The following is a 24,136-nucleotide window of genomic DNA, read 5'->3' on the forward strand; positions in this document are numbered from 1 at the left end:
GGTGAACGCTACGCCAGCCAGCGATCGAGGTTCGCCCTCACGAACGCGTCGTCGGTAAGGTCGGGGTAGTCGCGGCAGACGCGGGTCAGTTCCTCCGCCTGGCCCGGTCCCATGGTCTCGTTCGGATCGAGGCACCAGATGCCGTCCAGCAGCCCCTGGCGGCGCAGCACCTCGTGCACGCCGGCGATGCAGCCCTTGAAGCCGTTGGCGGCGTCGAAGACGGCGGCGTTGGCGTCGGTGGTCCGGGCGTCCAGCGCCAGCCATTTGGCCACGCTGTCATTGGGCTCGGCCTTTTTGACGGCGTCGAGCAGCGCGACCGCGCGTTCGGTCCACACCGCCCAATGGCCCAGCAGGCCGCCGCGGAACCGGACCGTCACCGGTTCGCCCTCGCGCATGAAGGTGAACGGCGTCATCAGGTCGCCGACGATATGGTCGTCGTTGCCGGTATAAAGCGTAATCCGCTCCTCGGCCCGCGCATCGACCAGCGCCCGCACGACATCCAGCGTATAGTACCGGTTGAACGGTGCGACCTTGATGCCGATGACGTTGTCCAATTCGGCAAACCGCTTCCAGAAGTGATAGGTCAGCTTCTGGCCGCCGACCGCCGCCTGCAGGTAAAAGCCGATGATGGGCATGACCCCGGCGACCGTCCGGCAATGCTCGATCAGCGTGTCCTCGTCGGCATCGGCCAGATTGCGCAGGCTGAGCAGCACGGCGTGATAGCCCAGCTTGCGTGCGGTTTCGGCCTCGGCCACCGCCTGCTTGGTGCCGCCGACGGCACCGGCGACCATGAAGGCCGTGCCGCCCCCGGCGCTGGCGCGCTCGGCGGCTTCCTCGGCGGCCAGCGCGAGCACCGGTTCGAACAGACCGGCCTCGCGGATTTCGAACTGCGTGGTGTGCACACCGACGGCGATGCCGATGGCGCCGGCGTCGAGGTAATAGCGCGACAGCGCCCGCTGCCGCCGCTCGTCCAGGCGACGGTCGGCGGTCAGCGCCAGCGGATGGGCAGGGATCACCCCGCCATCCTTGAAGGCGGCCAGTGTGTCGGCGGGGATATCGGTGATGCGCAGCATGGCGGCAATCCGTTCGTTAGGCGAGTTCATCGGGTGGGCGAGAGCAGCGGCACGGTCGGTCTCAGACCCGGAGATAGCCCAGAATGACGGCAATCACGTGCTCGCGCCGGGCGGTGCCGCAGACGGCCGCCGGTTCGAGATCGAAGATCGCCGACATGGTGTGCCGGTTCGAGACGTGGAAATACGAGACGGCGGCGATGGTGATATAAAGCTGTACGGGGTCGACATCGGTGCGAAACCGCCCCATGCGTGCGCCTTGTTCCAGAAGCGTACGGATGGTCGCGACCAGCGGGCTGTTCAGTTCCCGCGCCCGGCGCGAGTCGCGTACATGCACGCCCTGAAGCATATTTTCGTCATTGATGATGGCGACGAACTCGCGGTGGCCGGCGACATAGTCGAAAGAAAAGGCAACAAGTTCGCGCATCGCCTCGACCGGATCGCGGCTGGTCAGTTCCAGCTTCTGTTCGGCGGCCCTGATATCGGCATAGGTTTTTTCCAGCACGGCGGCGAACAGGCCGTCCTTGTTGTCGAAATAGGAATAGATCAGGCTCTTGTTCGAGCCCGCCCGGTCCGCGATCCCGTCGATCCGGGCGCCCTGGAAACCCTTGGCCGCAAATTCGATCACCGCCGCCGACAGGATGCGCCGCCGGGTGGCGGCGGCGTTGCGCGTAGCGGGACGCGACGCCGTTCGCGACCGCGAGCCTTCAGCGCCGTTCCCCTTGTGCCCGGCCCGCTCCTGCTCAGTAAGTGCCATCACGCACCTCGAAATGCGTGGGCTTGGCCAGCGACCGGCCGCCGGCACCGATCCAAGCCGCCGTCCAGTCGATCAGCGTCGACAGCGCAACCGACGGATAGCCATAGAGCCGGTTCTGCAGCCCCGTGTTGACCAGCCATGCCGTGGACTGTTCTTCGCCCTCCAGCACCGGCGTACGGCCGAGCCGTTCGCCGAACGCATGCGCCAGTGCGCGTACGCTGACAAGTTCGGGTCCGGACAGATTGATCAGGAATGGCGGGCTTTCGGCGCGGGCCAGCGTCCGCAGCGCGATGTCGTTGGCATCGCCCTGCCAGATGACGTTGCAATGCCCATTGCCCAGAGGAATTGACCGGCCGTCGCGCACGGCAGTGGCGACGTCATGCAGAACGCCGTAGCGCATGTCGATGGCATAGGAAAGCCGGATGATCGAGGTCCGCGTGCCGTGGCGCTGGGAGAAATGCTGGAACATGCGTTCCCGGCCGACGCAGGAATTGGCGTACTCGCCGGGCGGTTCCAGGGCGATCGGCTCCAGCGCGCCTTGCCCGGTCACGCTGACGAACGGATAGACGCAGGCGGTGGAGAATGCGGCAATCCTGGAATCCTTGAACGCCTGTGCCACGATGGCCGGCACATGCACGTTCATGGCCCAGGTGAAGGCCGGATTGCCGCTGGCGCCGAATTTGTGCCCGGCCATGAAGACGGCATTGGCGGTTTTCTCCAGGCCATCGACCGCGGCCGCGTCGAGCAGGTCGCAGGCCTTGGTCTCGATGCCCCAGTTTTCGAGCTTGTCGCGCAGGCCGGATTCCGAGAAGCGCGCGACGCCGATGATGCGCTTGTCCGGCGCGGCCCGTTTGGCCATCCGCGCCAGCGTCGGCCCCATCTTGCCGCCGACGCCCAGAATGGTGATATCGCCATCCAGCCCGGCCAGCGTTTCCACCAGGGCGGCGCTTGGCGTGGACATCAGGTCTTCCAGGTGATCCTCGTCGCGGATCGCGGTCGGAAGGGTGTCGGTGGCGGTCATGACAGTCGGTTCCATTTTCGCTTCGGGTATCAGGGTTCACGTAAAAACTATCGGCGGGGGGATTTCATTTATGGCTTTGCGTCCATTTCCAGCGAGGCGAACTGCCAGCTCGACGGGGCCTCGCGCGCCGACATATCGGGAAGCGGCGTGAAGCCCATCCCCGGCACCTGCAGGGAGCCGATGGCCAGATCGCCGCCATCGATCCTGAGCGCGACGCTGCCGCCGGTCCGCTCGTAAAGGTCGCCATGAGCCTGAAGGGCGGCTTCGGCCTCGGCCGTGGGCAGGTGGTCCAGGCCGTGGAAATAGTGATGGCCGTTGCGCTCGACATGGTCGATGCCCAGCATGGCGACCACGGCCAGATCGGCTTGCAGCGATACCACCGGCCGGCAGGTCAGATCTTCTGCCGACATGAAATAGCGGCCCTGTCCGCCGGTCGTTGTCTCGTTCAGCTTGCGGGCCAGCAGCGCGTTCAGCATCGATCGGGTCACGCCCTTGCAGTTCTTGTGGCTGACGCCGAAATAACCGAGATCGACGGCCTCGCTGTAGGCGGTCGTCCAGCCGTCGGCCTCGTCGATCAACAGCGGCTTGCCGATGATCTCCAGCGCGCGCGGATCGAGCGGACCGGACAGCGCCACCGACCGTTCCAGCGGTTGTTCGATGAACAGGATCGAGCGATAGAAATCGGCCAGGCTGCCGCGTTCGCGGACGGCCTCGATCAGTGCGGCAAAGCCGTCCAGGCTGCGATACTGCTCGTTGCCGTCCAGCGTCACCGTGGGCGTCACGCCCATGGATGCCGTCAGGCTGGCGATTTTTTCCAGCCGCTCCAGATCCTCGTCCAGATTGCCGCCGACCTTGACCTTGAGATACGAGATGCCGTCCTGGTCCAGATAGTCGCGCAGGGATTCCGGCAGGCCGTCGCCGATGCGTTTGCCGGCCGGCAGGTCGCCGTCATCGATCGGATCGACCAGGCCGACGGTATGGCGCAGATGCAGCGACCGGGCCGGGGCGGCGGGCAGGATTTCGGCCACCGACCGGCCCGCCAGCGCCGGCATCACCGCACCCGGATCGATGCCGAGATCGCCGTCCCGTACCATGTCGAAGACCGGCTTGCCCAGATGACGGCCCAGCGCGTCGATCATGGCCCGCTCGACCATCGAGGTGCCGAATGATGCGCCCAGCCGGTTGAAACCGGCGGCGACGCTGGCACGGTCCACCTCGGCGTCGATCGCGCGCCACACCTCGAAAAACGGACCGGCGGGCTGGCCCCTGGCGACATCGATCGCTCGTTCGACTACCTGGATCAGGTCGGCGACATTGTCGGCCGGCGTTTTTTCCGGGCGCTTGTCGAACCATTTATAGGCCAGCATGTCGGCGGCATAGCCGCGGACGCGGGCGCCGTCGATCTCGACCTCAAGCTCCAGCGTGGCCTCGGCGGCAGCGCGCATGGTGACGACGCCAAAGCGAAACGGCATGCGGGCGCGGGAACTCGCGATCCCGAGGCGCCCGTCGATGATCTTCAGGGCTGTACTCATTGGCTTTCGTACTCCTCCAGCGCTTCGCTCAGGCCGCGCAGATAGCCGCGGGCCACGGCCGCCGCCGCCACGCCGCTCGGCTCATATCGGAATGGCTCGATGCCGATGACGCCGTCGTACTGACGCGCGATCAACATGCGCATGATCGCCAGGAACCGATCGTCCCCCTGACCCGGTGCCCGGCGGTCGCGGTCGTTGAAATGGATGTGCGCGATATGGCCGCTGGGCAGCCAGCGGTCGATGACCTCGTGATGCGGTGCGGTTTCGCTGTCCGCCGCTGCCGAGGTATCGAGCATTGTCTTCAGGCCCGGCAGGCCGATTTCGTCGACGATGGCGGCGGCTTCGCCGACCGTGTTCACGAACGCCGTCAGCTTTGGCGACAGCGGCTCGATGCAATAGACGACGCCCATCGGCCCGGCGGCCTCCCCGACAGCGCGGAAGTGGTCGAGCGCCGTGGCCCGGGCGGCTTCCGGCGAGCTTGCGTCCTCCAGCCGGCGCTGGTCGGGCGAGCCGTGGACGATGACCGTGCCGCCCAGCTCGGCGCACAGATCGACCATCGCCAGCATATGGTTGCGCGTCCGCCGCAGCGTTTCACCGTCGTCGCTGGTCAGCGACAGGTTGGCCGGCGCGCTGAGCACCCAGTGCAGGCCGGTGATCGTCAGGCCGTTATCGGCGGCGATCGATCGCACATCAGCCCGTTCGACCGCCGTCAGCCGGGCCGGGTCCTCCGCCAGAGTGAACGGCGCCACCTCCAGCCCGTCATAGCCCAGAGCAGCGGCCATTTCGCACTGCTCCTCGAAAGACAGGTCCCGCAGGACTTCGTTGCACAGTGATATGCGCATCATGTCGGTTACCCCGGTAGTCGGACGCGGAAAAGTTCCTCGAACACGTATTGGACGCCAAAGGCGATCACCAGTGCCAGCACCAGCGCGAAAACAGCGGTGATTGCCAGTGAGCGCGGTCGGGTGCGGTTGAGCCACTCGGCGCCCACGGTGAAAGCGAAGACGAACAATGTCGTTGCGATCACGAAATGGACCTGCCCGAACAGAAATCCGGCATAGCCGATTGTCGTGGCCAGCGCCAGAAAGACCCGTTTCCAGGAATCGGTCAGCCGGGGGCCTGGCACGATTTCCAGACCCTCATCCGTCGCGCGGCGCGGGCCTTTCAGGCCCCGCAGCAGCAGCATCAGGCCGAGAACGGTCAGGATGGCGCCCAGAATACCCGGCACCAGACCCGGCACCGTATAGGGGTTGATGTTCTGGTCGGCCAGTCGCGGCATGCGCAACGATTCCACCAGCGCAAACAGGCCGATGACCAGTGTCGCCAGACCACTGTAGAAATCCGTGCGGTCGATCCGCGTGCGGCTGTTCATGCGGGTCTCCTGATCTCGATCATGGGGGCGGGTTGCCGGGTCAGGGCGGTTTCGATGGCCGACATCGTTTCCAGCATCGACACCGCGCCCTCGCTCAGGTTGCACAGCACCGGCCAGCCGGTCTCTGGCGTGCCATTGTCCAGCGCAGCAAGAAAGACGGTGAAGGTTTCGGCGAGCAGGGCCACAGGCGTAACGGCCGGCGGCTGTTCCCAGACCAGGTCGCCCGGCACCGGATGCCATCCGTCCTCGGTCGGCTCGTAGCGGACCCGGGCGAGGAACAGCCGCCCGGCGTTGAAATCGAGGTCGATAGTGCCGGCGTCGCCGATCAGGCGCAGGCGCTTGGTCGTAACGGCGCCGGGGACGAACGGGTCGTCGTGTGTGCCCGCCCGCAGAACGCCCAGGCGCAGATGGCCGGCAATCTCACCGGGAAAGCCGAGGTCGATGTCGACCTCGTCGGCCACCGGGCCACCCAGATGGTGGTGTGCGCGGGCGTCGGCGGCCACGGGCGGTCCGCCGATCAGATTGCTCATCAGGTCCAGGAAATGGACGCCGTCATTCTCGATCAGCGATGAGTCCGCACGCATGCGCTTCCAGCCGGAGAAATCGCCCTCGACCTTTACGACCCTGCCGATTGCGCCCTGAGCCAGCAGCGCCGCCGCCCGGCGCACGAGAGGGTGCGCCCGCAGCACGAACTGCACCTGGACCGGACAGCCGGCCGCGCGGGCCCGGTCGGCCAGATCGCGGGCGTGGTCGAGGCGCCGGACTGCGGGCTTTTCCACGATCGCCGGTTTGCCGGCATCGATCGCCATGCGCACGGCGGCATAATGGTCGTCCGGCGGCGTGACCACATCGACGATGTCCGCGTCGGCGAGAAACGCCTCCGGCTCGGCGGCGATGTCGCTTTCCGGCACGAGGGCTTGCGCCCGCCGGCGTGCCGCCGGTGACGGGTCGGCGATCGTCAGCCGGGCATCGGGCAATGCGCGGCGCCACGCCTCGGCATGAACCGCGCCGAAAGCACCGAAACCGCACAGCAGGATCGTGGATGGGCGATTACCCACGGGGCGACTCCCTTGACGCAGTTCTCGGCGACGCAGTTCCCGGATCCGGTGCGGCGTCCGATGGGCGCGGCCCCCGCAGACGGGCGAACCAGCGTTGCACCGGCGGCAGGCTGACGATGATCAGGGTCAGGATCGTGATCCACAGTACGGCGCTGATCGGCCGCATGAAAAACGGCGCGAGGTCACCGTCGGTGAGCACGAGACTTCGGCGCAGATTGGCGTCCAAAATCGGTCCCAGCACGACGCCCAGGATCATCGGCGCCAGCGGGAAGCGCATTTCGCGCATCACGAAGCCCAGGACGCCGAAGGCCAGCATCACCCAGACGTCGAACAGCCGCCCGGCGATGGCGTAGGCGCCGACGGCGCAGAGAACGAAGATGGAGCCCATCAGCCATTCGCGCCGCACTTTCAGGATGAACAGCATCGGGCGGATCAGCGCCAGACCGAGAACCAGCATGCAGCAGGTGGCTACGAAAACCATCGCCACGACCTGATAGAAGAATTCCGGTTGCTGTATCATGATCAGCGGCCCCGGCCTGATGCCGTGGATCACCATGGCGGCGAGCAGCACGGCCGCCGGTGCCGAACCCGGTATCGCCAGCGTCAGTACCGGGATCAACGCGCCGGGAACCGCGGCATTGTTGCCGGTTTCAGCAGCGACCAGCCCTTCGGTCGAGCCCTTGCCATAGCTGTCCGGATCGCGTGAGACGCGCCGTGCGGCGGCATAGGAGACCCAGGCGCCCATATCCTCGCCAACGCCGGGCACGATGCCCATGAAGGTGCCGATGATGCCGGAACGAACCCAGGTTCGGACATAGCGCACCGCACCCAGGGCGGACCGCATGACGCCGGACACCTTGCTCTGGATCATGACATGTGATTCCTGGCGCATGACCGAGATGATTTCCGAGAATCCGAAGGCCCCGACCAGCACCGGCAGCAGCCCGAATCCGCCGGACAGATCGGACCAGCCATAGACGAACCGCTGATAGGCGTGGATGCTCTCCTGCCCGACCATGGCGATCAGCAGGCCGAAAAATCCCGATATCCAGCCCCGGATGGGATCGTCGAAGGCGGTCAGCTGCCCCGCGATCACGACCCCGAACACGGCCAGCCAGAAAAACTCGAACGAGCCGAATTCCAGGGCGAATTCCGCCAGCCAGGGCGCCACGACGGCCAGCGCGACCATGCCGATCATCGACCCCATGAACGAACCGGTGGTGGCGACGGCCATTGCCTTTCCGGCATGACCGCTGCGCGCCAGCGGATAACCGTCGAGCGACGTGGCGGCATTGGCCGGCGTGCCGGGAATGTTCAGCAGAATCGCGGTGCGGCTACCGCCATAGATGGCGCCGATATACATGCAGACCAGAACCAGGATGGCGTTGTCCGGCTCCATGGTGAAGGTCAGCGTCGTCAGCAGAGCGACGCCCAGGGTTGCCGTCAGGCCCGGCGTCATGCCGACAATGATTCCCAGCAGCGTCGCCCAGAGGGCATCGACCACCTGCCAGGAAAACAGGATGTTCTGAATGGCGGCTATTAACTGCGGCAGCCCGTCCATGATGTCTCCGAATGGGTTCTCGGTCGGAAGCCGTAAGGCGGGTGATATAACAGGCCGCGCCCGCTCCCTTGTCCGGAGCAGACGCGGCCAGCGCCGTCATGACTGGAAAATGTCCGTCAGGCTCAGTTGCATTCGATACCGAAATCGGCCGGATCGTTCGCTGCCTGACCGCCCTCGAAAAGCTGGCAGGCGTTGATCCGCAGCATCGGCATCACGGCTTCCTGCGCCGCTTCGCCATAGCTGGGGTCGAAGACCGCGCCGCTATCCGCTGCATACTCGGCCAGCGCTTCGGAATTGGCGATTTCTTCTTCCCATACACGGTCGAGAGTGTTCAGCACCTCTTCCGGGGCGTCCGCGGGCACGAAGATGCCGAAATAGTTGTTCGCGGCTTCGATGTCCGGCAGCCAATCGGTGATCGACGGAATCTCGCCATAACCTTCGATCTCCAGCGGACGGGCGGCCACGACGGCCAGCGGCTTCAGCCGGTTGCCGCGGATCATTTCGGCCTGCTCCGAGGCAAGCTGCGAGGTGACGTCGACTTCGCCGGACACGGCAGCGATGACAGCGGGGTTGCCGCCGTCATAGGTGACGTGCCGGTATTCGATATCGGCCGCGCTGCCGATCGCCGATATTGCGATGTGCCCGGCCGACGAGACGCCTGCCGTCGACACCGTGATTTCGCCCGGGTTCTCTTCCCAGGCGGCCATCAGGTCGCCGAAATCCTCGTACTCGGAGTCGGGATGGACCGAAATCACCGACACGTTTGCGATGTGAAGGTACAGGCGCCATTCATCGAGGGTGACGTCAAGCATGTCGAGAACCGGATAGGCGCCCAGATCGGCGGCGGCGCCCGCGGCGATCATCATGCCGTCATGGTCGGCTTCCCAGACCGACCGGCTTCCGACCGACCCCGATGCGCCGGGCTGATTGTTGACGACGAAGGACTGGCCGATCGCCTGTTCCAGTTCGTTCGCCAGCACCCGGGTGACGGTATCCGTCGACCCGCCGGCAGCCCATGGCACGATGATCGTGACAGGCTCGTCCGGCTGCCATTCGTACTCCTGCGCCTGAACCTGGCCCGCAATCAGTGCGGGTCCGGCGACTCCTGCCGACAGTGCGGCAGCAAGAATGTACAAGCGGTTGGTCATTTTTTGTCCTCCCCAGGATTGTTGGCAATGCCATAACTAAATAACTAGTTAGATAACTACCTTGTGCGAAGGAGGGACGGTTTGTCAATTCACGCAAAAAAGGGCCGCACGGATGAACCGTGCGGCCCTTGATCGGCGCAGTCCGGACGTCTGACGACGTCAGCCGTCTTCGCGGGCGTCGGCGTTGTCGTCGAGGTAAAGCTCGTACCACATGGCGTTCAGGATGGCGAAAGCCGCCGCGAGGCCGAGGCCGAGGATCCAGGCGAAGTACCACATGCGATTGATCTCTCCGATAAGGCGTTAATAGGCTTGGCTGTTGGCGTCGATTTCGTCCTGGCTGACCCGGCCGAACAGGACCTTGTAGACCCAGGCGGTATAGGCCAGCACGATCGGCAGCAGCACCACGGTCGCCACCAGCATGATGAACAGCGTCAGATGGCTCGACGTGCTGTCATAAACGGTGAGCGAACTGCGCGGATCGGTGCTCGACGGCAGGATGAACGGGAACATCGACAGCCCGACGGTCGAGATCATGCCCAGGATGCTGATCTTCGAGCCGATGAAGCCGATCCAGTCGATACCGGCGCGCAGCCCCGCCAGCGCGACCAGCGCACCGCCGAAGCCCAGGATCGGGGCGATGGTCATCCACGGATAGGTGCCATAGTTGGTCAACCAGCCGCCAGCCACGGTTTCCACCGTCTTGCGCAGCGGGTTGCTGGGGCCGTCGCCGTCGATGGTCGAGGTGATGACATAGCCGTCGATGCCGAAAGCGATCCACAGCCCGGCAAGGGCGAACAGGGCGATGACCCCCAGTGCCGCCATTGACCCATAGGACCTTGCGCGATGGTAAAGGGCGCCCGTGGTCTTCATCGACAACCAGGTGGCGCCGTGCATGGACAGCATCAGCACCGAAAGAACGCCGCAGAGCAGGGCAAAGGGGTTCAGCAGGCCGAAGAAGCTCCCGGTATAAAAGCTGCGCAGATCGTCGTCGAGGTTGAACGGCACGCCCTGCAGCACATTGCCGACCGCCACGCCGAAGATCAGGGCCGGCACGAAACCGCCGATGAAATGCGCGACATCCCAGGTCTTGCGCCAGCGTTCATTGTCGACCTTCTGGCGGAACTTGAACGCCACCGGCCGCAGGATCAGCGCGGTCAGAACGACGAACATCGCCATATAGAAGCCGGAAAAGCTGACCGCGTAGAGCGGCGGGAAGGCGGCGAATATCGCGCCGCCGCCCAGGATGAACCAGACCTGGTTGCCTTCCCAGACCGGGCCGAGCGTGTTGATGATCATGCGCTTTTCGTCGTTGGTCCGGGCGATCACCGGGGACAGGATCGCCGAGCCCATGTCGAAGCCGTCCGTGGCGGCAAAGCCGATCAGCAGGACGCCGAGCAGCAACCACCAGATCAGGCGCAGGGTTTCGTAATCGAGCAGCATTGTCATGATCTCCCGGTCACTCGGCGCCGGCCGGTTGGTTGGAATTGGGGCCATAGATCGGCGTATTGCCGCGTCTGGCGCTGTCGGGCTGCATCCGGTCCGGCAGGAAGGGGGCTTCGCCGTAGGGGCCGATCCTGATGTATTTCGCCAGCAGATAGACATCGATCACGGCGAGCACGCTGTAGATCAGGCAGAAGCCGACGATGGTCGTCACCAGTTGCGCGACGCTGAGCGACGAGGCGCCGAGAAACGTCGGCAGCATGCCTTCGATCACCCAGGGCTGCCGGCCGTATTCGGCGACCAGCCAGCCGAGCTGGGCCGCAATCCAGGGTGTCGGCAACGAGGCCACCGCGACATAGAGGAACCAGCGCGTCTGGTGCCGCCGGGTCGAGCACAGATAGAAAGCGACCGCGAACAAGGCGATGAAGAAAAAGCCCAGCCCGACCATGACCCGGAACGACCAGAACAGCACCGGCACGTTCGGCACCGTGGACCATGCGGCTTCTTCCAGCTGCTCCGGCGTCGCGTCGAGCGGATTCTCAACGAATGGCCGCAGCAGATGGGCGTATCCCATATCGAGCTGGTGTTCGTCGAAGACGGCCTGAGCTTCGGCGTCGTCGGGCGTTTCGCGCAGGGTCAGCAACGCCTCATAGGCCAGCAGGCCGTTGTCGATCCGCCCGCGGGCGTCATCGACCAGATCAAGAATGCCGGGCACTTCCTGACTGATCGACCGGGTGGCGATCAGACCGAGCGCCCACGGCACCTGTATCTCGTAGTGTGTCTCGCGGTTCTCCAGATCGGGCAGGCCGACGATCGTGAACGGTGCCGGCGCCGGCTCGGTGTGCCACATGCCTTCCATGGCGGCGAGCTTCATGCGCTGGTTGTCGGTGATCGTGTAGCCGCTTTCGTCGCCCAGGACGACGACCGACAGCGCCGAGGCCAGACCGAACGAGGCGGCGACCGTCATCGAGCGCTTGGCGAATCCGATATGACGGCCCCAAAGCAGGTAAAGCGCGCTGATCGCCAGCACGAAAACGGCGCCGGTCACGTATCCGGCGCTGACTGTGTGCACGAATTTCGACTGGGCGACCGGGTTGAAGATGACCGCCCCGAAATCGACGATCTCCATGCGCATGGTGTCGAGGTTGAATTCCGCGCCGACCGGGTTCTGCATCCAGGCATTGGCGATCAGGATCCACAGCGCCGACAGGTTCGAGCCCAGCGCCACCATCCACGTCACGCCCAGATGGGCCAGCTTGGACATCCGGTCCCAGCCAAAGAAGAACAGCCCGATGAATGTGGCTTCCAGGAAGAACGCCATCAGCCCTTCGATCGCCAGCGGGGCGCCGAAGATATCGCCGACATAGTGACTGAAATAGGCCCAGTTGGTGCCGAACTGGAATTCCATGGTGATGCCGGTCGCCACGCCCATGGCGAAGTTGATGCCGAACAGGATTCCCCAGAACTTGGTCATGTCGCGCCAGACCTGGCGGCCGGTCATGACATAGACGCTTTCCATGATCGCGATGATCAGCGACAGGCCGAGCGTCAACGGCACGAACAGAAAGTGATACATCGCCGTTAGGGCGAATTGCAGGCGCGACAGCTCAACAACTGTCGGATCAATCAGCATGACGCCAACTCCCATACGGTAGGGGGGAATGCCAGTCGGCAAAAGGCTCCCGAATATCCGCATGGGGTAAGCCGATGTGAATTAGCGATCATTGATATGAATCAAGCCGACGCGCTGCATCGGTAAAATTTGCGGCAACGGTGTGGGGAAGATCGGACAATCATTTGATGTCCCGTGGCCGATGGGCCATTGAATGGCCGGGTCAACCATTGGCCACCCTTCTTTCCCCAGGTGTTCAAGGAAGGCAACAGATGCGTCCGCCATATCTGAAAGAAATGCGACTTCGACCGGATCGCGCATCACCGGGCGTGTTTCCCTATACGCTGCCCTTCCTGCGGACGGGGGAGTTCTCGCTGGGATTTCGGCGCCCGGTCACGATCCTGACCGGCGAGAATGGGTCCGGCAAGTCGACCTTGCTGGAGGCAATTGCGGTTCAATGCGGGTTCGACGCCGGCGGCGGGGGGCGCAACAATGCTACCCAGATGAGCCGGCGCACCGGAGACCCGGATGTCGATAGCGATCGCGACGAGATCGGCGATGCCGATGTTGGGGCGGACTCCGAAGCGGACAGCAGGGCGGCATCGGCCTACCCGCTGGATCAGGCGCTGCGGCTGTCATGGCTGCCGAAGGTGACGAACGGCTTCTTCTTCCGCGCCGAGACCTTTCATCGATTCTCGACCTATATCGATCAGATGGCGCGGCGCTGGCCGATGATGCGCGACGCCTATGGCGGCGGCCGCGATCTGGGGACGATGAGCCATGGCGAATCGTTCCTGGCCTTGTTCGAAAACCGGCTGGCCGCCGGGCATCGCAGCCTGTTTCTGCTCGACGAGCCGGAATCCGCCCTGTCCCCAGCCCGTCAGCAGCGGCTTCTGGACCTGATGTCCAACTGGGACGGATCGAACAAGACCCAGGTCATCATGGCGACTCACTCGCCTTTGCTGATGAGCCAGTGCGACGCCGAGGTGCTGTTGATCGACGGCGCCGACATCCGGCCGGTCGATTTCCGCGAGACGCCGCAATTCAGGGTGATGAAGGCCTTCTTCGATCGGGTTTGACCGACCCAGTGGCGGCGGAAGTCACCGCTTACGGCAAAACGCTGCGCAGGGTGTCGGCCTGCGAATTGGTGAAGCGCCCGTCGAGGATCGCGCCCGGCGTGGCGCCTGCACCGTAATAGGATTCGTTCCAGCTATAGCGCGGCTGAATGACGGTGCCGTCCAGCTTGCCGCCGGCGTAAAGGCCCTGATTGCGCGAGAAGACATAGCTGTCGGCGTCGAAGTCGAGCCCGGTTCGCGCCCCGGCGCCGGCCCCGACGGGACCGAGCGCGCCGCTGAGATCGACGCCCAGCGTCACCCGCCGGTCGAGAATGGCCATCAGACCGCGCTGGCTCATGATCGACACCACGATCTCGGAGATCTGGCCGCCGATCTGGAACCCGACGCTGCCGCCGATCAGCAGATAAAAGGCCGGATAAGACCAGCCGAGTTCGGGGTGACGGCGCAGCAGGACGCCCGACCCGCCTTCGCCGCCGAAGATGAAGCCGGCGCGCAGCAGTTCCGGAACGATAAGGACGGCCTGGGAGGCGGATAGATAGCGGTCCATCAGCCCATAGGAGGGATCGCTGCGCAGGCCGTCGATGGTGATCGCGGCTCGTGAGACCAGCGTTTCCTGGTCCGTCGAGGCCAGGGCCGGGCGGGCGACCGACAGCGCGGCCAGCAGACCGGCGGAACCGGCCAGAAAATCACGGCGGCGAAGGCTCATGGTCGACTCCTCAACTTGCAAGCGGATCGGCGAACGCTGAGCGGGCGTCGATCGCAAAACGTGCCTAACCTTAACGCTATGCTGGAACTTTGTCCACTTGAAGGCTGAATCCATTAGGTTATTCAGATTCAGAAACATTGGATTGTATGGGTTTGACGGCGGCGCTGGTGCCCATAGCGTTGACGGTCGTCACGCTCCAGGTCGTGGTGCCGGCCGAAGCAGGCAGGAAGGATGTGATTCGTGTCAGGCCCAGCGGGTCCAGATGAAACCGCAGCGCCGCTGCCGGCGAGAGATCCAGTGCAACCGCCAGAGCGGCGCGGATCGGGCCCGCATGGCCGACGACGATGACCGGACCTGCGGTTGACGTGGCCAGTCGCGCGATGGCGATGCGGATGCGGTCGATCACGTCGGCAAAGCTTTCGCCGCCGGGTACCGGCGTCGTCGCCGGCGCCTGCCAGAACGGATGGTCCGGCCCCATGGTGCCGTAGACATCGGCTTTCGGGCGGCCCTGCCAGTCGCCGAAATGCTGTTCGATCAGTTCGGGATCGACGACGAGGTTTGCAGGCACGCCCACCCGGTCAGCCAGAGCCCGGGCCGTCATGCTGGTTCGTTGCAGAGGCGATACGACCCAGACCGCATCCGCCGGCAGCAGGGACGCCAGCCAGTCCAGGGAACCGGCGACGGCCGAAGACCCGATGTCGGCGGCCAGATCGGTCCGGCCATAGATGGTTTCGGCCGGGTCGATGACCGGCGCGTGTCGGATCCACCACCACTCGATCGTTTTCATGATTATGACAATACGGTTAAATTGCTGCGGCGGGGGGTACCCCGGCCACCGTTATACCGGTAAATCCGGCACGGAGACAACGCGCCGCCGACGGCGGCCTGACCCCGGGGAAACGCTCATGACGCGTCGGCAAACCGTGCGCCCGCAAGGCACGGCGTGGGAAGTTTTTTGCCTGTTCCTGACGCTGGGGCTGACATCGTTTGGCGGGCCGGTGGCTCATCTGGGATATTTCCGCGATGCTGTGGTGACCCGCCGTGGCTGGCTGGGCGAGCGGGCTTATGCCGATCTGGTCGCGCTGTGCCAGTTCCTGCCCGGTCCCGCCTCCAGCCAGGTCGGCATGGCGATCGGCCTGCAGCGTGCCGGGTATGCGGGCATGCTGGCGGCCTGGACGGCCTTTACGCTGCCGTCGGCCATGCTTCTGGTCGCGTTCGCCTTTGGCATCGGCGCCTTCGAAACGAAGATGGGAGCAGAGGCGGGCTGGGTTCAGGGGCTGAAAGCTGCCGCCGTGGCCGTCGTCGCTCATGCCGTTCTGGGGATGGCGCGCAATCTGGCGCCCGACAAACAGCGCGCCACGATCGCCGTCGGCGGCATGATCGTGGCGATGCTGATGCCGACGGCCGTTGGGCAGGTTTTGGCGATTGCCATTGGCGCGGCGGCCGGTCTGCTCTGGCTGAAACCGGCTGACGCCTCGGCTGATGGCGCTGACAACGTTCGCGTGCCGGTCAGCCGCCGCGCGGCGTTCGCCTGTCTCGCGGCTTTCGCGGTGCTGCTGGTCGTTCTGCCGCTGTGGGCGGCAACGGGCGATGGCGTGGCGACGATGGTCGACAGCTATTACCGGGCGGGCGCGCTGGTGTTCGGTGGCGGGCATGTGGTTCTGCCGCTGCTGCAGGCTGAAGTCGTCGGTCCCGGACTGGTTGACCGCGATGCCTTTCTGGCCGGCTATGGCGCGGCGCAGGCGGTGCCGGGGCCGCTGTTCACCTTTGCCGCCTTTCTCGGCGCCGTTCACCAGCAGGGCCCGTCGGGCCTCGTCGGTGCGGTCATCGCGCTGCTGGCGATCTTTCTGCCATCGGCGCTGCTGATCGTCGGCACGTTGCCGTTCTGGGACCGTCTGCGCACCGCGCCCAACGTCCGGCGTGCCCTGATGGGCGTGAACGCGGCGGTCGTCGGCCTGCTGGCGGCGGCGCTTTACGATCCCGTCTTCAGTCAGGGAATCGCGTCGGCGCCGGCCATGGCCATAGCGGCGGCCGGGTTCGTCGCCCTGACGGTCTGGAAGGCGCCCGCCTGGGCCGTCGTCGTTGTCTCGGGGGTCGTGGGGGCTGCGGTATTGGGCGCCGGGGCGTAGAAGTGGCGGCCTCGTGATCGGACAGAGGCCTTGAATCGGCCGGTCTCCTCGGCGAGGCTGACCGCTCCACGACTATTGGAGCGAAGCCCGGAAATGGCGACGGTAAAATGAAGAAGCCCGGCCTTGATGCTGCGGATATCCGCATTCTGAGCGCGGTTCAGCAGCACGGACCCTTGAGCAAAACCAGACTGGCAGAAATGGTCAATCTGTCGCCGACACCGTGCTGGGCCCGGCTGAACAAACTGAAGGCGGCGGGATACATTCGCGGGTATCGCGCTGAAATCGCGCTCGGTCGCATCGGGGGCTTTACCGAGGTCATTGTGACCGTCGCCCTGACACATCATCGCAAGTCTGATTTTGACCGCTTCGAGGACCATGTTTGCGGATTGGACGCGGTCACCGAATGCATCGCGACGGGCGGCGGTATGGACTATGTCCTGAAGATTTTCACCCCAAGTCTGCCGGACTTCCAAGCCCTGATGGAATCCCTGCTCGTCGCCGAACTCGGAATCCAGCGTTACATGATCTACATCGTAACGCGCGAGATCAAATCCAGTCCGCCCAACCTTGCGGCACTGATCGCCGAGGCCGCTACCTGATGCCATACTACGCCTGACCATCCGCCTGAACGGTCTGTCGGACCGGAAAAATCGGTCTGATCTGTCTTTCATTTCGCCAATTTCAGTCTGCATCCAGACCGGGTTCCGGGATAAAAAGATCGATCAAGCTAAATTTCCCGCCGACGGTTGGGCGTTGGTGCATACAGGTGAGTATAATGACACAATCAGACGATTTTGGTTTCGGCACGCAAATTCGCAAATCTCCGTATTTCGACGCGACGGTCCGGTGGGGCGCGCGGGCGTTTTCCGTCTATAATCACATGTATATTCCGCGCGACTTTGGCGATCCGGAGCAGAACTTCTGGAATCTGGTGAACGACGCGATCCTTTGTGATGTCGCGGTCGAACGTCAGGTTGAAATCACCGGCCCGGATGCTGCGGCTTTCACGCAGATGCTGACGCCGCGCGATCTGTCGACCATGGCCGTCGGGCAGTGCAAATATATCCTGATCACGAATGCCGACGGCGGCATTCTGAACGATCCGATCCTGTTGCGGCTGGCCGAAAATCACTTCTGGATCTCGATCGGCGACAGCGACATCCTGTTATGGGCTCAGGGCGTCGCCGTGCATTCGGGAATGGATGTCACGATCCGCGAACCGGACGTATCGCCGCTGCAATTGCAGGGCCCGAAATCCGGCGACGTGATGCAGGCGCTGTTCGGCGACACGATCATGGATCTGCGCTATTACCGACTGCGCGAAATGGAACTGGACGGCATCCCGCTGATCGTGTCGCGCACGGGCTGGTCCAGCGAACTCGGCTACGAGCTTTACCTGCGCGACGGGAACCGTGGAGACGAACTGTGGGAAAAAATCATGGCGGCCGGGGCGCCATTCGGCATCAAGCCCGGCCATACCTCGTCAATTCGCCGGATCGAAGGCGGCATGCTCTCGTATCAGGCCGATGCCGACATCAATACGAACCCTTTCGAACTGGGCATGGACCGGCTGGTCAATCTGGACATGGAAGCCGATTTCATCGGCAAGGCCGCGCTGCGCCGCATCCGTGACAATGGCGTCAGCCGCAAACAGGTTGGCCTGCGCATCGAAGGTGCACGACTGAAGGGACCGAACACGACCTTCTGGCCGATCACCAAAGATGGCGACACCATCGGCAAGGTCACATCCGCTGTCTATTCGCCACGCCTTGAGCAGAACATCGCCCTTGCAATGGTCTCCGCCGACTGGGCCGAGATCGGCGCGGTGGTGGACGTTGCAATGCCCCAGGGGCCGGTTCAGGCCACGATTGTGGAACGGCCGTTCTTCGATCCCAAGAAGAAGATCGCCACCTCCTGAATAGCCCGGCCGATAGAACGGTCCGGTTCATGTTCCGCAAAAAGCGACTTCCCGATTTGCCAAGACACACCCCACTCCAATCCGCAAACTGAACAGGAAAAAGCATACGGGCATCCGTCGTCCGGGGGCGCGGTCGACCAGTCGCGACAGCGGAGGCAGTGATGAGCGATCGCCGGAATCACATCCGATATCTCAATCGTTTTCTGCATCAGGTCTGGCCGTCGGCTGCCGACATTCTGGGGCCGGAGATCACGCATATGGCGATGGTCGAAGCAGACGACAGCCTTCCGAAGATCGCCAGGATTTCCCGGGCGCAGACCCGGATCGATCTGTCCGACGAACCCCGTTTCTTCGCCGACGGCCCCGACGGTCTGGAACTGCGCATCCCGGCCAGCGGCGAGAACGGGTTCCGGACCCGCGTCTATCTGCTGCCGCTGTTGCCGCGCCCCCGGATCAATGTCGATGTCGGCCTGTCGATCAGGCTTGGCATATCGCCGGATGCCGGGCCGACGGTGAACAGCGAGGTCGATGTCGGCGGTAACGTCACCGGCGACATCGTTGACCATTGGGCGGACTGGGAGGACGATATCCGGAGCCAGTTCGAAGGGCACGACCTGAAATCCGAACTGGGATTTTTCAGTGCTGCTCGTTACGACGGCGCATCGGTTCCCGATATTCCCGATCCGGTGCGCCATTATCCCCGCCGGGCGCCGCTGGACGGCGCCGTCGATCTGGTGTTCGTCCCCGACGGCTTTCCGCCCGATGACATGGCCGCCTTCGACCGGATCGTCGACGCCGCGGTCGAACGTCTGACAACGCCCGCTGACGATCGCGCCAACGAGCCCTTTTTCAGCTTCAAGACCGTCACCAATGTGTGGAGCGTCAAGCCCGATCAGACGCCCGACGGGGACCATGTCGTGGCAAGCTATACTGACCCGCGCGGCAAGCACCGTGTGGCGCTGGGCAATCTCGCCCGCCTCGCCGCCATCGGGCACGCGGCAGAGGCGCTGGGCACCGGCCCCACCATTCTGATCTTCCTCGCCGATCACCGGGCGCCGCGCTTCGGCGGCGCCCCGCCGCTTGCCATGGCGCTGGGGCCGGTGATCCTTCAGCCGACCCGGCAGGGCGGGGACGCCGACGACCCGCCCCATAGCGGTGACGTGTCGGTGCTGCTGCACGAACTCGGACACACCATTCTGGCAAGGCTGGGCGATGAGTACGATATGGGCCGCGACGAGACCTATCTCGGCCAGCCGCTCGCCGCTCCAAATCTGACCGCCGACTCCGGCTTGAAGAAATTCCGCCGCTGGATCGACGCGCCCTCCGAATTGCCCGACTGGGACCAACAGCCGGTGATCGGCGCCGAGGGCGGGGGCTATTTTACCCGTGGCATCTGGCGGCCGGCCGAGGACTGCGCCATGCGGCGGTCGTCCGCCGGGTTGGCCTTTTGCGCGGTCTGCCGCGAGGCGCTGACCAACGGATTCGCGCGGGTTCTGCCGCAGGGCCGGTTCCTGTTCCGGGTGGATTATCCGTCGGGCGATCCGGTGATGATCGAGGTCGATGCCGAGGACGACGGAACCCCGGCGTCCGAACAGATCGTCATCGATGCCGGCGGATCGGTGCCCTTGACGGTGGAGCTGGTCGCCGCCACCCTGCCGGAGCCGTGGCTGCTGTCGGCCCAATTGCGGGGCGACGGCGACCTTCGCACCATCAGGGATCATCGCGCGCTCGACGGTGGCCCGACCCCGCCGCGCACGCGCTGGCGCTTTACCGCTGACCCCGGCGACCGGCTGACGGTCGATGTCCGGTCGCGGTGCCCGTTCACGCCGTGGGATCCGATGCCGGACTATCGGATCGGCCTTCACTGCGTGCCGGACCGCGAAAGCGTCGAGCCCCCCTCGACCCCCAGCGATGTTTCGGTGCGGCAGGTTTCGGTCAATCCCGAAGGAACGCGCCAACGCATCAGGATATCGGCGCGCACCGCCGACCCGAACGGCCAGGATGTCCGTTTCAGCGCCCAGATCACGCGGCGCGATCAATCCTTTCGCGGAACGCAGGCCCGTAGCGACTGGACGGCGCTGACCACGGGCGGCGAGGCACAGGCCGATTTCTCGCACGCGCTGAGCCTGTCCGGCGGTTACAAGCTGCGTGTCCGGGCCGAAAACCGGTCGGGCCGCAAATCCGGATGGTCCGATACCGAATTCTTCACCATCCGCGCCCAGACCGGCGGCGGAAAGGGGGGAGGAACCGGCGGCGGTCATGGCGGAGGCGGTCAGGGCGGCGGCACCGGCGGCGGTCACGACGGGGGCGACATCCACATCCCGTGATTGCTCCCTTCCTGATCCTCCCTGGCATCGATCCAATCGTGTTCACGCATTGGTACCGATTGCGGGAATAATGATTTCCGCACCCTGATCGTCCCGTGCGTTGCGCGGTCACGAAGTGACGCGCTGCCGACCCGGGACATCGTGCAGCTACTTTCGATCGTGAAACACGAACCGGGTGCATCCGGCTCGGGGTCCCCGATCGGTGTCGGGGACGATCAGGGTGGAGGACTATCAGGGTGGGGCGAGGATGCGCGGATGATCTGTGAATGTCGTAGGACATCGATCAGGGGCCTCGATCCGTGTCACCGCTGCAGACAATCGATCGAGGTCACGCCCGCGCCAACGCCTCAGCCTCGCCATTGAGTGGCGATCAGCCGGTCCAGGTCGGGCATGAAGGGGTCATCGTAGATCAACTCACCGGCATGGTCGCCGGGCAGGTCGTTGTCGGCAGGGGGCGCCGGGTTGGGCGCGTCGAGGAAGGCTTGCGACGGTTTCGGCGGGCTGGCGAGCGGCATCAGCATGCGCTCCAGCGGCACGTCGAACAGCCCTGCCAGCCGCAGGGTTTCCGCCAGCGACGGCAGTGAGCGGCATAATTCCAGTTCCGCGATCCGCCGTGGCGACACGCCCAGATAAAGCGCGACCTTGCGCATGGACCATCGCCGGGACTGACGGCATCGGATCATGTTGTAGGCGACGGCGCGGCCGGCCTCCCGCTCCACCGAGGCGCCGCGCCATGGGCTGTCGGCTGCCAGATGGGCATCGGCGGGATTGGCGGTGTGAGTGGTCCTGTCGGCGTGCGAAGCGGCCATCGGTTCCCCTTGACGATCGGCGCCCATCCGTCATCCCCGCTGAATTGCGGGAATGACGAACCGGGCGGAGGTCGGGGGGTTAGAAGGCCGCGTTAGTCGGCTCCGCCTGCCTTTAGCGCCGAAGCGCCTGGACATGCGCAGGCGGCCCCCCGACCCCGAAAGGGTGACGGGCCTTTAGGGAGGTGAGTGGGTACACCATCCCCTTTGCCTGTCAACCGATCCACGGGCCAGGGTTCCGGGCGCCGATAAGGCGACGCCACCTCTAACGCGGGGCTTCTACACCCCGGGGCCGCAGTGGGCGTCCCCGGAGACACGCTATCATGTGGAGATGTTTTTCGCTATAGGGTTGTGCAGGATGCCGCTCAACCGAGTGTTGTCGCGAGTAGGGGAGGGTCGCGTTTCGTCCGCCGGAAGCCAATGCGCGGGGCTCCCGCTCAAGGCGGGAGCGATCAGGAAGGGTGGCGGCGGGAGCGATCAGGATGATGGCAACGGGAACGATCAGGGTAGCGACGGGCTCACACCACCTGAACCGGCTGTTCCTTTGTCACGGTGCGGCCGGGGCGGGTGCCGGTGGATTGGCCGTCGGCCCAGACGGCGCGGCCGTTGACATAGACGCGGGCGATGCCCTTGGCCGGCTGGATCGGGTTCTCGAACGTCGCCGCATCGGCGATCGTTTCGGGATCGAACAGAACCAGGTCGGCGAAGGCGTCCTTGGTGATCCGGCCGCGTCCCTTCAGGCCGAAGCGGTCGGCCGGCATCGAGGTCATGCGTCGCACGGCGGTTTCCAGCGTCATCAGCCCGACATCGCGGACATAGTGGCCCAGCACGCGCGGGAAGGTGCCCCAGACGCGTGGATGCGGGTGGCTGCCCTTGGAAATGCCGTCGGAGCAAACGATCGTGTGCTCATAGCCCAGAATGCGCCGGACATCGCCTTCGTCCATGATGAAGAAGATGCCGAGCGCGGGCAGCAGGCGTTCCACGGCCGTGTCCAGATCGACGCCCCAGTCGGCGGCGATGGCCGACAGGTCGCGGCCCGCCTGTTCCGGGTGCGGTTCGGATTCCGTGACGATGACGCGGGTCGCCTGTTTGTGCCGCCCCGAATTCAGCATGGTCGCACTGGCGGTATAGGGTGTGGTGTCGAGGCCGACATCCTGTTTTGCCATGGCGTCGTCGATTATCTTCAGTGTCGTTTCCGACAGGCCGTGATTGGCCAGCCCTGCGCATTTGTGGTGCGAGACATGCACACCGCAGCAGGCATCGCGGCCGACGGCAAACGTCTCGTACAGCGCCGCGATCACGCCGTCGCCCTCGTCGCGCATATGGGTGACATAAAGCTTGCCGTGGGATTTCAGCACGCTGGAAACGTCGATCAGTTCCTGCGTCGTCGCGGCCCGTGCCGGCGGGTAGAAGGTGCCGGTCGACAGACCGATGCCGCCTTCGGTCAGCGCCTGGTCGAGTTGGCGGCACATGGCGGCGGTCTCGGTCGCGTCGGCGGCGCGGGTCAGGTCGTCCATGGCGTTCAGCCGCAGCGTCCCGTGCCCGATCAGACAGGCGGCATTGACGGCGGTCGGCTCGGCGTCGAGTCGGGCCTTGTAGTCGGCATAGCTGGCAAAACGCGGTGCATCGTTCGACACGATGGCGCTGATCGGCGGCGGCAGATCGCGCGCGGTGGTCAGCGGCGCGATGGAGAATCCGCAATTGCCGTTGATGACGGTGGTCACGCCCTGGCTGGTCATGCAGGCCAGCAGCGGGTCGGTCAGCATGGCTTCATCGTGGTGGACGTGCGGATCGATGAAACCGGGCGCGAGCGCCAGGCCGGTGCAATCCTCGACCTTGTTGGCCGTCCAGTCGCCAAGCTGGCCGACGGCGGCGATCCGGTCATCGATCACGGCGACGTCGCCGGTAAAGGAGGCGGAACCCGTGCCATCGATGATGCGGGCACCACGAAACAGAATATCGGCGCGCAAAGCGGTTCTCCGTCGAGCGGTCGGTTGATGGATAGAGGCGTCAAAGCATCGGCAATGCCGGTCGCGGCGTCAGTCGAGTACCTGACGGCCGGAAATTTCCGGGTCGCTGACGTCGGCGGGGCGGTCGTCCCCGCACCAGCGGGCGGACAGATGGATCAGGATCGTCACGATCATGATCGGCACCGAGATCGCGACCAGAATCGTCGGAAACGGCAGCGCGTCGGCCATCATGCGGCTGTGCCGCAACAGGAAGCCGCGCGTGGGGTTCATATAGGGTCCGTAGACCGTGTGCCAGAGTATCGGCAGCAGATAGATCAGCACGATGGCCGACTGCATCAGCAGCGACGCCGTTGCCAACAGGGCGGATTGGCCCGGCTCCTTGAACAGGGCAGGGTCGAAGCGCCGTTTGAACGACATGGTCGCGCCCAGAAGGCCCGCCCAGATCATTGCATAACGGGCCGCTTCCTCGGTCCAGGGCGGTGGCGACGCGAACACATATCGCGCCACCACCTGAAGCATGACGACGGCGACGAGCACGACCAGAAAGACGATCGTGCAGCCGCTGATCACCCGGTCGAGACCGCCGCTGAGTGCCAGGATCGCTTTTCTGAAGCCGTGCATAGCCGCCTCCGC

The 24,136-nt window shown here is 64.8% G+C and carries 23 protein-coding genes; 5 read left to right on the forward strand and 18 right to left on the reverse strand.

The genetic code is table 11. The annotated features are described in order from the left end of the window. Positions 1 to 8: 8 nt before the first annotated feature. The 13 genes from ABZ728_RS02930 to ABZ728_RS02990 form a co-directional block, all read right to left on the reverse strand. Positions 9 to 1,073 carry a dihydrodipicolinate synthase family protein gene (locus ABZ728_RS02930; RefSeq protein WP_366654207.1) on the reverse strand — a complete coding sequence of 355 codons (1,065 nt, stop codon included), beginning with the start codon at positions 1,071 to 1,073 and terminating at the stop codon, positions 9 to 11. Between the two features lie 61 nt (positions 1,074 to 1,134). Next, entirely contained in the window at positions 1,135 to 1,827 is a 693-nt protein-coding gene (locus tag ABZ728_RS02935; RefSeq protein ID WP_366654208.1) for a TetR/AcrR family transcriptional regulator, read from the reverse strand. Beyond that, positions 1,814 to 2,848, reverse strand: a complete 1,035-nt coding sequence (locus tag ABZ728_RS02940; protein WP_366654209.1) for an NAD(P)-dependent oxidoreductase — start codon at positions 2,846 to 2,848, stop codon at positions 1,814 to 1,816. The genes ABZ728_RS02935 and ABZ728_RS02940 overlap by 14 nt, the downstream gene beginning before the upstream one ends. A gap of 68 nt (positions 2,849 to 2,916) precedes the next feature. Next, positions 2,917 to 4,380, reverse strand: a complete 1,464-nt coding sequence (locus tag ABZ728_RS02945; RefSeq protein ID WP_366654211.1) for a hypothetical protein — start codon at positions 4,378 to 4,380, stop codon at positions 2,917 to 2,919. Next, positions 4,377 to 5,225 carry a sugar phosphate isomerase/epimerase family protein gene (locus ABZ728_RS02950; protein WP_366654213.1) on the reverse strand — a complete coding sequence of 283 codons (849 nt, stop codon included), beginning with the start codon at positions 5,223 to 5,225 and terminating at the stop codon, positions 4,377 to 4,379. The genes ABZ728_RS02945 and ABZ728_RS02950 overlap by 4 nt, the downstream gene beginning before the upstream one ends. A 5-nt stretch (positions 5,226 to 5,230) precedes the next feature. Beyond that, on the reverse strand, positions 5,231 to 5,752 hold the full coding sequence (locus ABZ728_RS02955) for a tripartite tricarboxylate transporter TctB family protein (RefSeq protein WP_366654214.1): 522 nt from the start codon (positions 5,750 to 5,752) through the stop codon (positions 5,231 to 5,233). Then, positions 5,749 to 6,810: a Gfo/Idh/MocA family oxidoreductase gene (locus ABZ728_RS02960; RefSeq protein WP_366654216.1), complete on the reverse strand. Its 1,062-nt coding sequence runs from the start codon at positions 6,808 to 6,810 to the stop codon at positions 5,749 to 5,751. The genes ABZ728_RS02955 and ABZ728_RS02960 overlap by 4 nt, the downstream gene beginning before the upstream one ends. After that, positions 6,803 to 8,371: a tripartite tricarboxylate transporter permease gene (locus ABZ728_RS02965; protein WP_366654217.1), complete on the reverse strand. Its 1,569-nt coding sequence runs from the start codon at positions 8,369 to 8,371 to the stop codon at positions 6,803 to 6,805. Before ABZ728_RS02965 ends, ABZ728_RS02960 begins: the two co-directional genes overlap by 8 nt. Positions 8,372 to 8,493: 122 nt before the next feature. After that, the gene (locus tag ABZ728_RS02970; protein WP_366654218.1) at positions 8,494 to 9,519 is read right to left on the reverse strand and encodes a tripartite tricarboxylate transporter substrate binding protein; all 1,026 of its coding nucleotides are present in this window, start codon (positions 9,517 to 9,519) and stop codon (positions 8,494 to 8,496) included. Positions 9,520 to 9,678: 159 nt separating this feature from the next. Continuing rightward, the gene (cydX, locus tag ABZ728_RS02975; protein ID WP_366654219.1) at positions 9,679 to 9,795 is read right to left on the reverse strand and encodes a cytochrome bd-I oxidase subunit CydX; all 117 of its coding nucleotides are present in this window, start codon (positions 9,793 to 9,795) and stop codon (positions 9,679 to 9,681) included. A gap of 24 nt (positions 9,796 to 9,819) precedes the next feature. Continuing rightward, the gene (gene cydB / locus ABZ728_RS02980) at positions 9,820 to 10,965 is read right to left on the reverse strand and encodes a cytochrome d ubiquinol oxidase subunit II (RefSeq protein WP_366654220.1); all 1,146 of its coding nucleotides are present in this window, start codon (positions 10,963 to 10,965) and stop codon (positions 9,820 to 9,822) included. 10 nt (positions 10,966 to 10,975) lie between these two features. After that, entirely contained in the window at positions 10,976 to 12,592 is a 1,617-nt protein-coding gene (locus tag ABZ728_RS02985) for a cytochrome ubiquinol oxidase subunit I (protein WP_366654221.1), read from the reverse strand. Between the two features lie 81 nt (positions 12,593 to 12,673). Then, a complete protein-coding gene (locus tag ABZ728_RS02990; RefSeq protein WP_366654222.1) occupies positions 12,674 to 12,892 on the reverse strand; it encodes a hypothetical protein in 219 nt (72 codons plus the stop codon). Between ABZ728_RS02990 and ABZ728_RS02995 the strand changes: the two genes are divergently transcribed. Then, positions 12,868 to 13,650 (forward strand): AAA family ATPase, encoded by a 783-nt coding sequence (locus ABZ728_RS02995; protein WP_366654223.1) that lies wholly within the window; start codon positions 12,868 to 12,870, stop codon positions 13,648 to 13,650. The two genes, ABZ728_RS02990 and ABZ728_RS02995, sit on opposite strands and share 25 nt — an antisense overlap. A gap of 28 nt (positions 13,651 to 13,678) precedes the next feature. Here the strand turns inward: ABZ728_RS02995 and ABZ728_RS03000 are convergent, their stop codons facing one another. Continuing rightward, positions 13,679 to 14,353: a lipid-binding SYLF domain-containing protein gene (locus ABZ728_RS03000; protein WP_366654224.1), complete on the reverse strand. Its 675-nt coding sequence runs from the start codon at positions 14,351 to 14,353 to the stop codon at positions 13,679 to 13,681. Positions 14,354 to 14,471: 118 nt separating this feature from the next. Beyond that, positions 14,472 to 15,140, reverse strand: a complete 669-nt coding sequence (locus tag ABZ728_RS03005) for a histidine phosphatase family protein (RefSeq protein WP_366654225.1) — start codon at positions 15,138 to 15,140, stop codon at positions 14,472 to 14,474. Between the two features lie 118 nt (positions 15,141 to 15,258). Here ABZ728_RS03005 and chrA point away from each other — a divergent pair, with 118 nt between their 5' ends. From chrA to ABZ728_RS03025, 4 genes are all read left to right on the forward strand, one after another. Continuing rightward, positions 15,259 to 16,482, forward strand: a complete 1,224-nt coding sequence (chrA, locus tag ABZ728_RS03010) for a chromate efflux transporter (protein ID WP_366654226.1) — start codon at positions 15,259 to 15,261, stop codon at positions 16,480 to 16,482. 107 nt (positions 16,483 to 16,589) lie between these two features. Next, positions 16,590 to 17,081, forward strand: a complete 492-nt coding sequence (locus ABZ728_RS03015) for an Lrp/AsnC family transcriptional regulator (protein WP_366654227.1) — start codon at positions 16,590 to 16,592, stop codon at positions 17,079 to 17,081. A gap of 176 nt (positions 17,082 to 17,257) precedes the next feature. Then, positions 17,258 to 18,400: a glycine cleavage T C-terminal barrel domain-containing protein gene (locus ABZ728_RS03020; RefSeq protein ID WP_366654229.1), complete on the forward strand. Its 1,143-nt coding sequence runs from the start codon at positions 17,258 to 17,260 to the stop codon at positions 18,398 to 18,400. Between the two features lie 161 nt (positions 18,401 to 18,561). Next, positions 18,562 to 20,727: a M64 family metallopeptidase gene (locus tag ABZ728_RS03025; RefSeq protein WP_366654230.1), complete on the forward strand. Its 2,166-nt coding sequence runs from the start codon at positions 18,562 to 18,564 to the stop codon at positions 20,725 to 20,727. A 347-nt stretch (positions 20,728 to 21,074) separates the two neighbouring features. On the opposite strand, the gene ABZ728_RS03030 is transcribed toward ABZ728_RS03025, so the two are convergent. The 3 genes from ABZ728_RS03030 to ABZ728_RS03040 all read right to left on the reverse strand — a co-directional run bounded on the left by ABZ728_RS03030 (position 21,075) and on the right by ABZ728_RS03040 (position 24,124). Continuing rightward, on the reverse strand, positions 21,075 to 21,536 hold the full coding sequence (locus ABZ728_RS03030; protein WP_366654232.1) for a helix-turn-helix transcriptional regulator: 462 nt from the start codon (positions 21,534 to 21,536) through the stop codon (positions 21,075 to 21,077). Positions 21,537 to 22,051: 515 nt separating this feature from the next. After that, positions 22,052 to 23,503, reverse strand: a complete 1,452-nt coding sequence (locus tag ABZ728_RS03035; protein WP_366654234.1) for a D-aminoacylase — start codon at positions 23,501 to 23,503, stop codon at positions 22,052 to 22,054. A gap of 69 nt (positions 23,504 to 23,572) precedes the next feature. Further along, entirely contained in the window at positions 23,573 to 24,124 is a 552-nt protein-coding gene (locus ABZ728_RS03040; RefSeq protein WP_366654235.1) for a TRAP transporter small permease subunit, read from the reverse strand. Positions 24,125 to 24,136 lie beyond the last annotated feature (12 nt).

This window comes from Fodinicurvata sp. EGI_FJ10296 (genome assembly GCF_040712075.1).
In the GTDB taxonomy this organism is placed as follows: Bacteria; Pseudomonadota; Alphaproteobacteria; order DSM-16000; family Inquilinaceae; genus JBFCVL01.